Origin of the sequence: Ilyomonas limi, assembly GCF_005233845.1 — a bacterium.
GTDB lineage: Bacteria > Bacteroidota > Bacteroidia > Chitinophagales > Chitinophagaceae > Ilyomonas > Ilyomonas limi.
On the sequence record NZ_SZQL01000005.1, the window covers coordinates 191,385 to 207,419 of the forward strand.

The 16,035-nt window shown below is 39.7% G+C and carries 6 protein-coding genes; 4 read left to right on the forward strand and 2 right to left on the reverse strand.

Going from position 1 to position 16,035, the window contains the following annotated elements; all coding sequences use genetic code 11:
- The first annotated feature begins 97 nt into the window (after positions 1–97).
- The 4 genes from FC093_RS08425 (at position 98) to FC093_RS08440 (ending at position 11,580) form a co-directional block, all read left to right on the forward strand.
- On the forward strand, positions 98–3,763 hold the full coding sequence (locus FC093_RS08425; RefSeq protein ID WP_137261325.1) for an ATP-binding protein: 3,666 nt from the start codon (positions 98–100) through the stop codon (positions 3,761–3,763).
- Positions 3,764–3,894: 131 nt separating this feature from the next.
- Complete coding sequence (locus FC093_RS08430) at positions 3,895–8,823, forward strand: MBG domain-containing protein (RefSeq protein WP_137261326.1); 4,929 nt, start codon at positions 3,895–3,897, stop codon at positions 8,821–8,823.
- A 52-nt stretch (positions 8,824–8,875) separates the two neighbouring features.
- Positions 8,876–11,074, forward strand: coding sequence for a tetratricopeptide repeat protein (locus tag FC093_RS08435; protein WP_137261327.1), 2,199 nt, complete (start codon positions 8,876–8,878; stop codon positions 11,072–11,074).
- Positions 11,075–11,199: 125 nt separating this feature from the next.
- Positions 11,200–11,580: a VOC family protein gene (locus FC093_RS08440; RefSeq protein ID WP_137261328.1), complete on the forward strand. Its 381-nt coding sequence runs from the start codon at positions 11,200–11,202 to the stop codon at positions 11,578–11,580.
- Positions 11,581–11,721: 141 nt separating this feature from the next.
- On the opposite strand, the gene FC093_RS08445 is transcribed toward FC093_RS08440, so the two are convergent.
- A complete protein-coding gene (locus FC093_RS08445; RefSeq protein WP_137261329.1) occupies positions 11,722–11,952 on the reverse strand; it encodes a hypothetical protein in 231 nt (76 codons plus the stop codon).
- A gap of 119 nt (positions 11,953–12,071) precedes the next feature.
- A complete protein-coding gene (locus tag FC093_RS08450) occupies positions 12,072–15,935 on the reverse strand; it encodes a PDC sensor domain-containing protein (protein ID WP_137261330.1) in 3,864 nt (1,287 codons plus the stop codon).
- Between the last annotated feature and the right edge of the window lie 100 nt (positions 15,936–16,035).

Consider the following 16,035-nt stretch of genomic DNA (forward strand, 5'->3'; position numbering starts at 1 on the left):
CATAAAAGCTCATGATAGAGAAATAAAAGTGGAAAGTAAGGAAGGTGAAGGAAGTGCGTTTTTAATTCAATTACCAATAACAACCTAAGTCCTTCAAATGAATAAAATTTTTGTATTGCTCATTATTATCTGCTTTTCATTTGCTATTAACAGTTGTAATGAAAGGAACAGAAACATCCCTTTACCGAAATATGTAATTCAATCTAAAACCATCGCACTCCATTGGTCAGCGCCGCAAAAAATACGGTTTTATGATACTTCCAAATTAATCGTTACAACAAAAAAGTTAGACTTTGATGCTTTGCCCGAAGAAGTGTATGATAGCACGGTAGCGCAGCCCTTCTCGAAAAAGCCAGTAGTAACTCATTTTAATTGGGACAGTTTGCCACGTGCAGCTTTTAATTATAATACCCTTCCATCAAAACCATTTCATTTTAAAACCTATGCAGTTACGCCTGAAATTATAAAAGCAGGCCCACTGGTTTTTAAACAAATGACAAACCAGCCTTTTTTTGAAATCACCAATGCTGAGGATATAATAGGCAAACAACAAGTTGATTGCACTTTAGAAGACAAAGCAGGTTTTATATGGATTGCTTCAAGAAACGGATTGTTCCGGTACGATGGCGAGAACCTGGTCCGGTATCTGAAAGCGCGTCTTCAGATTAATAGTTTAAGGGAAGATGATAAAGGACAAATATGGGTATCTTTCTTCAAATACAGTTCCGGCGAAAGAGGTCTCTTTGTTTTAAATACCGAAAAAAATGTATTGCAGGAGTTAGATGCTAAGCAGATGCAGATGGAAGGCTCAATTCCATGGGATTTTGCATTTGATAGCTATGGTAAGCTATGGGTAGAAACGCATAGCGGCATGCGCATTATTGACCTACATAAAAATGTTATAAAAAGCTTTACAGTAAAGCAAGGTTTATCAGCCGATACTGCTAGAAGCTTGTTACAAGATGAAGAAAAAAATATGTGGATTACAACCAACAACGGGCTGGATATTATAAATGCAAAGCAGAATACGATAAGTTATTTTAAAAAAGAAAATGGATTGCCCTCTGATACAACGTGGAGGATTGCAAAGGATGAAGAAAAAAGAATATGGGTAGATGATGCTCATGGTGGATTGTCTGTTATCGACAGGCACGCAGGAACTATTAACCACCTTGATTGGACTACCACGAATTTTAAACCAACCCTCCAAACTTTCTATGTCTATAATATGATGGATGATGGCAACGGAAATATGCTCGTTGATTATTTAGACTATAGTACACGTACCCATGATTTAAAGATAATCAACCCGAAAAATAATACGACAAGGGAAATACGCTTTCCTTCTGAGGAAGGATGGATTGGTTCTTCTTTATTGGATAAGAACGGACAAATCTGGTTAAGCAATTACGGTAATCTGGAGATTTTAAATAAAAATGGTTACGATACACACCATGCAGGCAATACCAATATTACTGCACTTGCGGAGGATGCCCGTAACAATATTTGGATTTCCGACGTAGGTAAAGGAATTAAAATTTTAAACCCTGTTACCGGCAAAGCAAAGATTTTAAATAAAGCGGCAGGTTTAAGTAACGATACGCTGGGTGTGAAATGCATTGATGGAAAAATATATGTAGCCACACCAAGCGGGCTCGACATCATTGATTCGGGTTATACAACAATAACTTATCTGGGTAAAATGCCAACAGCTTATCCTGTACTTCACAAGGGCAATATATGGCTGCAAAACTTTAGAACTGGTAGCTTTGAAGCATTTAATCTGGAAAAGAAACTCCGTTTTCATGTGGATATTTCCCTGGGTAAACAAGACGAAAATTTGCAACAAATTCAGGATAAAGAAGCAAACATATTACTCTGTACCGGGTCGAATGTATTGGGTGTAATAGATAGTGGTAGTGCGTACATTCGATACACAGATACTGTCTTATCTGCCGAAAGCACGGTCTTCAAACCGATGTGTTCTGACACATTGGGCAATACATGGATAGCAATTGATACCGTTCTCTTCAAAATAAACAAAAGAAGAGATTCCGTTACCATGTTTTCACCACAAAACGGCTTGTTTAATTCCTACATCAAATCCCTTAATGAATATAACGGTTGTATTTATTCCGGCACCTTTGCCGGTGTAAATATCATTACGCCGCCAAATCCGTTTACCGGTAATACATGGTGCATACAATCTTTAGGAAAGAATGAAGGCTTTAGTGCCAATTTGGGTGAATTTCAAAATGATGGCATTAGCCATAATGGGATCTATTGGTGGGTAGGTAATGGAGGCATCACCTTTTTGCCTCCCCTGCAATTAAATAAACCTGTTCTCTCCAAAACGTATATAACAAGTGTTGATGTGTATAATGAGCCGCAACATTTTTCAAACAAGCGGGGCGAATATACCGTAACGGGAGATACCCTGTGGGATGCCAATACGAACAATTACTATCTCAAGGGGCAAAAACTGAATATGGTCTCAAATGCTTATGGAAATAAAATGAAGTGGGACAGCATTACCGGACCTTACAACATGCCGGTAAATCTTACCATGCCTTATGACATGAATAATTTACAATTTCATTTTGTTCAATCGAATGAAGGCACCGGCGATGCGGAGTACAGGTATTACCTCGAAGGATATGATAGTGCATGGAGCGAGACAACTACCAACACTTCGAGCAGAAATTACTTTGAGCTCCCTGCAGGAAAATATACTTTTAAAGTGAGCTCCCTAAATAGTTATGAGTGGAGCAAGCCCGCCGAATTTAGTTTCACGATAGCGAGTCCCTGGTGGAAAAGCTGGTGGGCATTTGTGATTTATTTTGTTTTAATAGCATTGATATATGCGGCGTTTCGCTCCTTCAATTTAAAACGTCAGAACAAACTGCTTGAGGTAAAGGTGAACCAACGGACAGCGCAGTTAAACCAGTCACTTAAGGAATTGAAATCCACCCAGGCACAACTCATTCAATCAGAAAAAATGGCTTCACTCGGGGAACTTACTGCAGGCATTGCACACGAGATACAAAACCCATTGAACTTCGTTAATAATTTTTCTGAAGTAAATGTTGAGTTGATCGAAGAATTAAAAAGTGAAAGGTCAAAAGTCAAACATGAAAACGGAGAACCGGAAGATGAAATATTGAATGATATAGAACAAAACCTTCAAAAAATTCTTCATCACGGCAAACGTGCGGATAGCATTGTGAAAGGCATGCTGCAACACTCCAGGGCAAACTCTGGTAAGAAGGAGTTGACTGAGATCAATGCTTTGGTGGATGAGTGTGTACGCTTAAGCTATCACGGCATGAGAGCAAAGAGTAAAGAGTTTAATGCAACAATTAATATCAATTTAGATGAAAGTATAGGTAGAACAGATGTTGTGCCGCAGGATATCAGCAGGGTATTGCTTAACTTGCTGAATAATGCTTTCTATGCTGTGGATGAGAAAAAGAAGAGCCCCCAATCCCTAAAGGGGAGTGAAGGATACGAGCCAACTGTTTCCGTGTGTACAAAAAGACTGGATGGCAAAGTAGAGATACAAGTAAAAGATAATGGCAATGGCATTTCTCGGAATATAGTAGATAAAATATTTCAACCATTCTTTACTACCAAACCTACAGGACAGGGCACAGGGCTGGGTTTATCTTTAAGCTACGATATTGTAAAAGCACATGGCGGAGAGATAAAGGTAGAAAGCAAAGAAGGAGAAGGAACAGCACTTATTATTCAATTGCCTGCTTAACTATTTGTTTTATAGCTAAATATGTGCAAATGTGAATTTTTGTATTAATCAATTTTATATTAATATATATTTTTTAACTTACCTTGTTTTTCTTTCCAACTAATGTGCTGCCATGTTAAAATCTCGCTACTATGTTAAAGTTATTTGCCCTGAATAAAATGCCTAAACTTCTGCTGTTATTATGTTTGATCGCCTTAAAGTTAAATGCACAGCCACTAAAGATTACAGATTTTGTATTGTTTGGCGGCAAAAATGACGGTCCCTTAACCGGTATTACAACACCCGGCTCTCCGGGATTTGCTGTAAATATTGCATCGGCAGCTACTATTACTAATGGACGTATTGGCAGTTACAATCTTATAAAATCTACAGGTAATACTACCCTTAGCTGCAGCCTTAACAGTGGTGGGATTATCAATCTTGCAAATGGTGCTAAAATAAATGGAAGTATCACTGCTCAAAATCTATATAATGCAACGGGCAATATTCTTCAAATGGGTTCCAATGCTTATGTGAAATATAACATTGACGTGAATGGTAATATATTCATTAGCAAGGGAACAGTCGGAGGCAATGTAACACATCCGCCCGGCACTATTTATTCGGGGCCGAAGCCCGGCGGAGCGGAATATAAAAAGATACCCAATATTCCAACACTTCCGGATCTGCCTGCTGTTACCAGTTTTGTTTCCAAAGGAACAGATGATGTAACTGCTACGCGTACCATAACGCCCGGCTATTACCGCAACATGAAATTGTCCGGCAATAAAAAAGTAACATTTAGTGGCCCGGGCGATTATTACTTTACATCCATCCATAACACAAACAGCAACAAACTGGAGTTCGATTTTAAAGGCACAGCAACTGGTAATATTAGAATTTATGTGGAAGGCGATGTGGATCTTGATAAGGCGACTTCCAGTTTAAAAAATGGCGGTGCGGCATCCAGAATATATCTTGAAGTACATGGCAACGGCAGCACAAACGTTGTTAATACTTTCTCCTTTACTGTTTCTAATGGCGCTTCTAACACATCTGCATGGCTGGGAACGGTGTGGGCACCTTACGCCGGTATTAATATAGGTTCGGGTACAGGTACAAGTTATATAACCGGCGCATTGTGGAGTGCTACGCAGGTAAATATACAAGCTGGCTCCAATATAAATTTTGAACCGTTTGCCGGATTTGATGCAGGCGATGGTCTTATTGTTCCCGGTTATACACCTCCTGCTGCCGGAAAATCTGATGATCTGATTGGACCGGAACTGGCGTCGCTTTGCCAGATGTTTACTAACGGCATTATACCATCGCCTGAGATTTACCGTATCATTGACCAGAGTGTACTAATTGAAGTGGTTGTTAAGGCTGGTAATTACAACAATGCCTTGAGCAAACTACGGGATCAGTATGGCATGACCGGCTTTGTGGATAACGGTCCAAATAGTTTGATCATAACCGGCAAAATACCCATAAGTCAGCTCTGTCTGTTAAATAGTGATGCTGAAATGAAGAGCTATGTGAATTCGTGCAGGCCGTTGTATCCGCCCATTACCAGTACAGGTCTTGTAACCACAGGCGGTGACACTTCGGTTCATGCTGATGTTGTTCGTAATGCCTTTCATTTAACAGGTGCAGGCATTAAGGTGGGAGTTCTTTCAGATGGCTACAACACTATTCCCGGTAACCCTGCAAATACCGATATTATAAACGGAGATCTGCCTGGTCCTGGCAATCCTGTTCATCCGACTCCGGTAGATGTTTTAGCAGATTATCCTTATGGAAGGTCAACAGATGAAGGCAGGGCAATGCTGCAAAATGTACATGATATGGCACCCGAAGCTACACTTGCCTTTAGAACCGGCTTTATAAGCGAGGGCGATTTTGCACAAGGCATTAACCAACTGCAGCGTGCCGGCTGCAAAGTAATAGCCGACGATATTACTTATATTACAACTCCGTTCTTCAAAGACGGGCTTGCTGCGCGGGCTGTAAATAGTGTAAAAACGCTCGGCGTATCGTACTTTTCTGCGGCGGGTAATTTTGGCTCCAAATCTTACGAAGCTATATTTAGCCCTGTAGCTGCACCGGCAGGCCTTACGGGTGAAGCACACAATTTTGGCGGCGGGGATATTTTTCAAAACGATTCTTTACAGGCGGGCAGCTATACTATTGTAATGCAATGGGAAGATTCTATTTATTCGCTTGGCCAAGGTGGCGCACAAAACGATTTTGATATTTATCTGACGAATGATGACGGCAGTATTTTATTTGGTATGAACAGGACAAATTTTGGTGCTGATCCTATTGAAGTGCTGCCCTTTATTGTAAAGGCCAATACGCGTACAAACATTATGATTGTGCGTGCTGCAGGTACTACCCCCAACGTAAGAATTAAGTTTATCGTATATCGCGGCGAACTGAAGTTTAATGAGTTTGCAACCGGTACCTCTACCCTGGTGGGGCAGGCCAATGCAGAGGGTGCTATGGCTGTTGCTGCTGCCCGTTATACCCGCACGCCTGCTTACGGTGTTAACCCGGCTTTAATTGAAACATTTTCATCCACAGGAGGTGCACCTGTATATGGTATAGTAAGACATAAACCAGACTTCACAGCGCCTGATGGTGGTAACAGCACGGTCAATTTTGGTTCTTTAGACATTGAAGGTGACGGTGTGCCCAATTTCTTTGGCACCTCTGCTGCTGCTCCTCATGCTGCAGGCGTGGCAGCCTTGATATTGGAAGGTAAAAAGCGTTTTTATGATAAAGTGCTCCAGCCGGATTCTGTAAGGATTATTTTAAGTAATACTGCATTGGACATGACTTCCACTCCCGGCTTTGATAACCTCAGTGGTTATGGTTTAATACAAGCTGATGCGGCTATTGGTAGTTTTGCAGCGCCTACTCCCGAGCTGGATAGTTTGCTGGTTTCTAACACTTCGTCAGCAACTCCGGGCAAAAATGCAGTTACAGTAACCTTAAAGGGAAAATATTTTCGTACTAATACAACTGTTACAGTGAGAGGCGTGCCAGTAACTACCCAAATCCTCAATTCAACACTGGCAACTGCTGTGATTCCTCCATTTATGGGCAATCCGCCGGTGCAGATGTACACAGCTCCTGTTACGCCAAGCAAGTTGGATGGACAATATTCTCAGCCGCTTTATTTCTTTAGCCCTATAAAAAAGAAGATAACAGTAACGGCTGATAACAAAACAAAAAAATACGGAGAAAAACTGCCGGACTTCACGTCAACAATCCTCGTAGATGGTGCGCCATTGGCTGCTTCGGGCCTGTCTGCTGCTGATTTAAACTTAGACTCTATTGTGTACACAACGCCTGCAACAAACAGCAGCAATGTTGGCTTGTACTATATACGTCCTTCATTTAAACCATTGACTGCTGATGATTCCTTGGCGTTTGAATTATACGATTACACCTTTAAGGACGGCATACTTTTCAACAATAAAATGCCATTGCTGGTAACACCAAGTGATACTATACTTACTTATGGCGATAAAATAAGCGGCTTTCATTATACCTACACGTATGGCGATTCATTGATACCGGTTGCTGAAAAAGCAGGCTTTTTAAATAATATCAGCACTGTTCATCATACAACAGTTAACAATAATGTAGTAGCATTTGTGGATGGAAAAAGCATTATTAACGGAAGAACATTGACCGATGCAGACCTGCTGAACATGGGCGTAATGGCAAGTGCAAAATCCATAATCAATGCACGCAATATTATCAATGCCAAATCTATCATCAATGGTGTGGTGGTAAATGATACTACTAAGGTTGTTGACCTTGCTGTACAATCCATATATAACTATCAGTTTGATTCATCCGCTTCTCCGCTTGTAAATGCGAAAAGTATAGTAAATGCGAGAGCTATTATCAATGCAAAATCTATAATAAACGGTACAGCAGAAGTAAATGCCAAAAGTATAATTAATGGCAGCAGTATTTTAAACAGTAATGCTGTTGGCGATACGAGTAATCAAAATGTTGTAGTAATTGTAGATGAAACGGATGTTCCGGCAGCGACAAATGTGGTGTCTGATTTTACATCAGTTAATATGGTAACAGGCGTAACGGCAGGAGATTTCAGGATTGTTCCGGCTGCCATGATCTCTGAAAATTTTGAAATAAGATATGGACTTGGCAATTTAAAAATTTTACCGGCGCCACTTTCTGTAAAGGCAAACGATACATTAATGTTTCAGGGCGGGGTGGTACCCACATTCACTTCAACAATAAAAGGTCTTAAAAACAGCGATACGTTGCTGAGTGGGCCGGTATATACCCTTAATCCGGTTTATATTGGCAATGCAGGCACTTATGCAATCATCCCTTCCGGTGTTGAGCTTGATTGTCCTGAATGTTATATTACTACTTATACGCAGGGAACATTGTATGTAAATCCTAAAGGTAAAAATGCCAAAAACCTTAAGCCTTATCTCGTGTGTGTTGATACATTAATAAATGACCCAACGGGGTTGAAATATATAGCAACATACGGATGCAGAAACGACAACGCTACAATGCTGTATGTGCCTACGGGTCCAAACAATTATTTGTCGGGTGTTGCTGCTGCTACTGCTGTGGGCAATTTACCTGAGTACTTCTTACCGGGCGGTGATAATACTTTTCAGATAAAATTTAATGGACAAAAACTAAGATGGACCGTTAAAACATACAACGTTTATCAATACACGGCTACCGCGCAGGATGCAAGTTCTACGTCTGCAAGATGTAAGAAGGCAACAAGTAATAAGCTGGCAGGCAGTGTATCTCCTGAGGCAGCCGGCACAACCGCAACAGTATCGCCCAATCCTTCTAAAGGCAGGTTTATAATCTCTACAGGTAAGGGAATTATTTCTGACAGGGATGTGCATATAACAGATGTAACCGGCAAAATATACATCCCAAGCATTAGTAAGCGCTCATTGGGAAATCTTGAAATTGAGTTGCCTGCAGGTGCATCGAGTGGGGTTTATTTTATAAGAGTTAAGATTGATAATAATTATAAGGTTTTCAAGGTTGTGAAGTTGTAATTTATACTTTGCAAGGCAGGGCAAGGCTCCTTATGTCATAAAACAATTTCCATTGGAAAATTTAAAAAAACAGCACAAGTATTTTTGTTTAACAACAGGTGATATAAAGCCTGTTGTTTCATTCATTAAAATGATGGCCTGCATTATTTTGGCCTTGCTTTATGCAGCAAAAGGGTATAGCCAGGATGCAGAAACTGATAGCCTGCTACAGATAGTAGCCAAAGGAAAGGATGACAGCCTTAAGGTGAATGCGCTTATCAGTCTTACAGTTTCCAACTACCAGTCGTCACCCGGTAAAGCACTTGAATATGCCAACAAAGCTAAAGACCTTGCTATTAAATTAAACTTTAAAAGTGGTGAAGCGTATGCTTATAAATGGCTGGGTATTATTGAAAACTATCAGGGCAACTACTACGAAGCCCTGGTTCACTCCAACACATCATTGAATATATTTAAAACCCTGGGAGATAAGGCGGGCACATCGAATCTGCTTAATAATCTTGGTGCTTTTTATGCAGATAAAGATGAAAATTCCAGAGCTGTTCAATATTATTTGCAAGCACTTGATCTGGCTAAGCAAAGTGGCAACAAACTCAGGATTGCAAGTACACTCGGCAATATTGGTGTGATATACTCCAAAAATCCTGCAACAAACGATACGGCGCTTGCTTACTATTTAAAAGCACTGCCTTATGCACAGGATATACAAGACAGTGAATCTATCGGAATTATTTATACTAATATTGGTGAAGTATATGCTGTAAAAAAGGATTATAATAAAGCCTACAATTACTATAACAAGGCTGTACAAACTTTAGGCAACTCTGCCAGTACAGCCTATACTTACAATGATATAGGTAAATTGTATAAGCAACAGCAGGCATATGATTCGGCTGATGTTTATTTCGATAAGGCATACACTATAGCGCAGCAAAATAATTCTCCGGTTGATGTAATGCAGGCTTTAATAGGTAAAGGACAACTGCAAATGGCGCTTAACAAAAATAAGGAAGCTATTGTACTGTTTAATAAAGCGCTTGATATAGGTAAGCCTATCCAATCAACCCCCGAATTAAAAGGCATTTATGAAGGACTTTCGGCAGCATATAAAAAAATGAACGACTACGAGCATGCCTTTCTGTTTCAAAGCTTGCTAAACAATTTGTATAACACGGTTAATGAAAGAAAATTAAATTTTAATACTGCAACGCTTGAGTACGCAATGGAATTGCAAAAGCAATCCGGAAAAATAGCCATGCTGATGAAAGAAAACGAAATGCAGGAATTAGATCTTAAAAACGAAAAATTTGCCAGAAATGTATCGCTCGCTGCTTTGGGAGTGCTATTGATTGTTACGATCATGCTGCTGCTTAATATCAATCAAAGAAAAAAGCTGAACCGGCTGTTATCCATTCAAAAAAGGCAGATAGAAATCCAGAAAACGAATGTGGAAAAAGCACTGATGGAGTTGAAAGCTACGCAATCGCAGCTTATTCATTCAGAAAAAATGGCTTCTTTGGGAGAGCTGACTGCTGGCATCGCCCATGAGATACAAAACCCGTTAAATTTCGTGAACAACTTCTCGGAGTTGAACAAAGAGCTGATTGATGAGTTAAAAAACGAATTGCTGTTGGATAATAAACAAGAAGCACTGTTGATAGCTGATGACATCAGAGCAAACGAACAAAAAATCATGCATCATGGTAAGCGTGCAGACAGCATTGTAAAAGGCATGCTACAGCATTCGCAGGCAAGCAGTGGTAAGAAAGAACTAACAGACATCAATGCTTTGATAGATGAAAGCCTGAGATTAAGTTATCATGGATTGAGAGCGAAGGACAAGGCGCTTAATGCAACAATTCACACCAGCTTTGATGCAGGCGTCGGTAAGATAAATATTATTCCACAAGACATCAGCAGAGTAATGCTCAACCTGTTCAATAATGCTTTCTATGCTGTAAATGAAAAGAAAAGGCAATTAAATGGAACGTATGAGCCTAAGGTTTCAGTGCACACCAAAAAGGAAAATCATAGCATTACTATTACTGTAAAAGACAATGGCAATGGTATTCCACAAAACATTACAGATAAAATTTTTCAGCCTTTTTTCACCACCAAACCCGCAGGGCAGGGAACAGGATTAGGATTATCTTTAAGTTATGATATTATCAAAGCGCATGGCGGTGAGATAAAGGTAGAAAGTACAGAGGGAGAAGGAACAAAGTTTATAATTTATGTGCCATTTGTTTAAAGGAAAAAGTTGTTTGGATAAGGGATTTCAAATCAGTTCCATCCTTCATATCCTGAAAGCCTCGATTCAGACAAATAACTTACTTTTAAAAGCATAACATCTTTAATCCAAAAAAACAGTAAACCATGGCTATTGCTCCAAAAACACCAGGCATTCACCACATCAACCTGCGCTGCAGCGATCTGGAGGCTGCAAAGAATTTTTACCAGGACACCATCGGCTTTCCGGTTGTACTTGCAACAGAAGACTTGTTTGCCTTTCCCATTGGCAATGTTTTTATTGTATTTAAAAAGGCAGCAGACAATGCAACATTTAACCCACATACTATTGGTACTGACCATATTGCCATAGCCTGCGAAAGTGAAGAAGAACTACAACGTGTAGCAAAAGGACTGAACGATGCCGGCGTAGAAAATACCGGTATCAAAACCGATCCTACATTGCAAAAGCAGTACGTTGCTTTTAAAGATCCTGACCGTATTCAGTGGGAGTTTTATATGGTGTAATACCGCTTGTATTTATTGCAGCACGATGAGCTGTTATGCCCGCGGTGGTACTTATGAAGGTACATTGTAAATGAAGGTGCAAGAGTCTTGGCTGTGCCACAAGATATATTTTTTATGCAGCACATATGTTGCTAATGCCTGTTAATAAATTTTTACAAACTCCCAGTCTCCTGCTATATTTTTTATATACAGTTTTCTAAACTCTACTTCATAAAAAGATTTGTCGGGTACTATCAAAGCATTTGATGGCAGGCAGGATTCCGCATCAAAAGAATGTGTACTCCTTACTGGAATACGAATAATGTCGTGCTTAAACTCCGAAGTATAAGGCAACATATCACGTGCTGCCTCCATAATTTGTACTGTTGTCATACTAATAATCTATAACATGGATAACATATTTTGCACCGCGGCTATTCTATCCGGCCGCATTTATAAAATTGCAGGTGTTATAATGCTATTTCCAATTAAGTAATATAATCAGGAATTATTTATTTTTTATTATCACTTGTGCTGGCAGCAGGCATACTAAAGGTACTCTTGTCAAACAGCTTTAAAATAGCCGGCAGCAATGCACCCATTGAAGTAACGATAGTAATTAATCTTCTGGAGGCTTCTTCCTGCGATATAAAAATGAATATTGCACTTGCAATAAGAATAATATAAAATACCGTTCGCAATGTACCCCACGAACCTGTTCTGCTTGCGCGGCTCATTTTTCTTACTTCCTCAGCTCCCTCTTTTGTGATAAGAAAATTGCGAAAGCTTTTTGTCATCAGGGAAATGTTGCCATCTTCTTCTTTCACCAACAATCCTTTGTCGTACAAATCATATAGCAGTATTACCTGTTTATAGTTTGTGAAACCATCAGTGGCAAAGTCGTACAGTGTATATTTTTCCACATCAGTGCATTGTTCCCATATAGCTTCATATACATCGTTCAGTACAAGGTGCAGCCAGATAATTACTTCCTCATTGTTTTCTTTCAATGCTTCATTTTCCTTTTTTCTGATTGTTGCAAAATTCACTGCTTCGACCTCTGTGAATATGCCTTTACCTGCTTCTTGCAGACCTGCAGATTTGTAGCTCTTTTGCAACCATAAAGTATCTTCCTGCGCCAAAGCATTGGCATCAGTTACATTAATATTGGGTGTTTTAAAAAAGTCTATCAGGAATATCTTTTTGGCAATGGAATAAATGATTTTATAAAAAACAAAAATGAAGATAAGTAAGAGCAAAAGCTGCAGCCAGCCAATATAATTACCTGTAAGTTTTTTAAATAAATACGTATGGGGAAGCGTAGAAGTGAGCACAAGCGAATAAGCCGATCTGTTATCTGTAGTGTTGTTGTAAAATAACCGCAGCACCTGGGTTGAATCGGTATTATTCATTTGCCAGTAATAGTATCGGTGATGCGATGGATCGTCATAAAACTCATCGTGATCGGGCGGCAGAAAAAGGTATCGTGTGATGGACTTGTAAAAGGGGGAGCAACTTAAATTTTGTGGTGGTACCTGCCCGTAATTATTAATCTTTTCCAGTGTATCCTTATTCAATAAGTAAATACCCATGCCGGTATCAAACTTGAGATTGTTGATGTAGGCGGTGGCCCTGTCCTTAAATGGGGTAATATTCAATTTTGTTTTCCAGAATAGTTGATTGATATCAGTGCGTCTTTGCTGTATCTTTTTTGCAAGGTCTATCTGTAAAGACTGCAACCGCAAATTATTTTCCTGCCTGAAGGCATAACTTACAAAAGTAATAGCGGGCACTACACTTATTAATGTAGCCGCCAGCAACAAGGTAATTACAAAATAAGCGAGATAATGATTGTTGGCTTGCTGTTCTTTACTGTTTTTTTTGTAGTCAGGATTAAACCCTGCAATGGCTACTATTACCGGCAATGCCAATACGATCAGTATCCATATTCCACATATTACAACATGCCCGTTGGTGCATGTTTTACTAAAAAAAAGAACATTCTGAAGAATAGCAAACAGCAGGATAGATACTATATACAGCAACAGAATACTTACATTAGAAAGCAGGAATCTGCGGTATTGGCTGATGCTGAAATAAGCACCTTTTATTTTTTCTTTGATAATAAAGTCTCTTGATTTCTTAACCATATAATAGCCCGTAACAACAAACAGCGGAAGCAGCAAAGCAGCATTCACAGTAAATAAATAGTATTCCTCTGCACTATAACGATAGTAATAAAAAGCAGCGAACAAAAACGTAAGAATGAAGCAGGCAATACATTGACAAATATTCTTAATATAATAACCTTTTTTATCAGCCGATGGATGCAGCCAGTTGAGATCGGCAGGAGTAAACAGCAGTTTGGTAGCCCGCTTGCCACTTATCATCATGCTATAAGAAAAAAGAGAGGCAAACAAGAGCAGTGTGGATTGGCACAAGAAAACAAATGCTATAATGTGTAGTAAAAACAGGTATTCACCTCTTTTGTTGTAATAAGTAATAAGATAATAGGGGAGTCCCGGCATGGGCTTGATAATCATTCTTACCTGTTGCTCGTACAGGCTAATATTGCGCAGCAACGTACTGTCTTTATGATGGATGGCATTGCGTATTGCCAGGCTGTCGCCCGATTCTTCCAGTATGTTTTCCTGCAGGTTACGCGCCGTATCAGAATGACTAATGATATTGCCTGCCTCATCTACAATGCAAAAGGCGAAACCCTTGGGCACTATCGTATTCCACACCGAATACATTTTGCTGGATAAGGCGGCAACGGCTGCGTTCTTAGCTGGTATTTGCGAGTCGCCGGCTGTCTTTATCTGGGCGCTGCTGGGCAACGATATATTAATGGTGTATTCGCCGGTGAGGCGGGAAAGTACAGGTTGTATGCTAAATCTTTCGCCGGCAATTGCTGGTGGTGCATTGGGCAGTGTGTATCCTCGTCCAAATTTTATATCCCTAAAGTACTGCCTGTCGCTCAATTGAAAATAGGTGGGTGCCAGTCTGTTTACCAATGTCCATACGGCAATGTCATTGCCTTCATTATTCATCCAGTGCAGGTTGGTAAAATGCTTATAATATTTAGGATAAAAAATGATGTCTTTTAAATCTATAGAATCACGCGCAGGTTTGTTGAGCAATCCGAGCCTTGCTTTAGTGTCTGAATCAATGGCTGCGGATGCATGCATAATTGTGTTGTCGTAATATCGTAATTGCTGAACACCCTCGCTGATCTCCTTATAAAAATTGCCTGTTATGCTGTTTTGCAGGTGCTGTAAAACAGCCGTAGCCCATCTTGTACGGTACGAATACAACCAGGTGGATGAACAGACGAGCACTATAAAAAAGGGAATGAAAAAAATGACAACAATGATGATTCTTACATCTCTGATGGTGATGTTTTCCTGGGCACTTAAAAAGAATATCTTTAAGAATGGCAGTACAAGCAGCAATACAACGATTATAACACATAGCGTTACCAGCAGGTTGATAGGTACGCTTTGCGATTGTGCTTTGTAAACATCGCCCGATACAATACCTGCCAGTACATACGTATCGGATGCCCCGGGCTGCAATTGAAAAGGCAGCAGAAACATTTTATAAGTAATGCCTTCTATGTCAAGATCTGCAATAACAGGTGCTTCGATATATTTATTATGAAAAAGAGAATCGGTATTAATATTCGCAATATCAGCATTTTCAGACTTATACAAAATGGCATCAAAACGGGCATTTTTACCGGCATCTTTTTTTTCTGAATCCCCTCTTTGTTTTATCAGCAGTATCGATTCAAAGGTGGTCGTGTGCACCTTAAGAAGCGGTTCGAGTATATCGGCAAGCGATTGTTTTATTGTAAAAACGTGTTGCGGTTTTCCATTCGTATCCCTTTTTGCGGCTGGGTTGTTTACGAAAAAACTTACAGAATCCTGCTGAATAGTTTTTCCTGATTGAAAAGCATCAATGCTTAATGCATTTCCTTTGAATGACGATAGGAAGACAGCATTCAATCGTTGCCTGTATGTACTATCAGGCAGGAAGGATATGGTAGCTTTACTATTAGCAGTGGCGCTATCGCCTGTTGAAGAGGTGCCTGCCGGTATAGTATGTGCAAATGTATTTACATGCAGGGTAGTATCTTTGTTTTTCTGGCTTATATAATTGTAGCTGTAAACGGTTCCATAATTCACTACTCTTTGCTTAAAGCTGTTACTTATTTCGTGCAGAATTCTAAAGATTCGTAGGTTGTATTGCATGCGCTGCTGCGGCATATAAACAAGATAATAAACAGCGAGAAAGGAGCCTATAATTCCTATTAGCAGGATAATGGTAATAATCCTGCGAACAACCGGAGAGTATAAGCCTTTTTCGCTCATATACGCATTTCCGCTTTAAGGGTACTAATTGTTTAATTGCCATATAAATGTACACGTTTATTGCAGCAATACAAGTCTTAAATGCAGTTCAGGTATCTTT

What these genes read in the sequence shown, in the direction of transcription:
- FC093_RS08450 (WP_137261330.1), bottom strand. Translation starts at nt 15,935, where the DNA reads ATGAGCGAAAAAGGCTTATACTCTCCGGTTGTTCGCAGGATTATTACC.
- FC093_RS08430 (WP_137261326.1), top strand. Translation starts at nt 3,895, where the DNA reads ATGTTAAAGTTATTTGCCCTGAATAAAATGCCTAAACTTCTGCTGTTA.
- FC093_RS08425 (WP_137261325.1), top strand. Translation starts at nt 98, where the DNA reads ATGAATAAAATTTTTGTATTGCTCATTATTATCTGCTTTTCATTTGCT.
- FC093_RS08445 (WP_137261329.1), bottom strand. Translation starts at nt 11,952, where the DNA reads ATGACAACAGTACAAATTATGGAGGCAGCACGTGATATGTTGCCTTAT.
- FC093_RS08440 (WP_137261328.1), top strand. Translation starts at nt 11,200, where the DNA reads ATGGCTATTGCTCCAAAAACACCAGGCATTCACCACATCAACCTGCGC.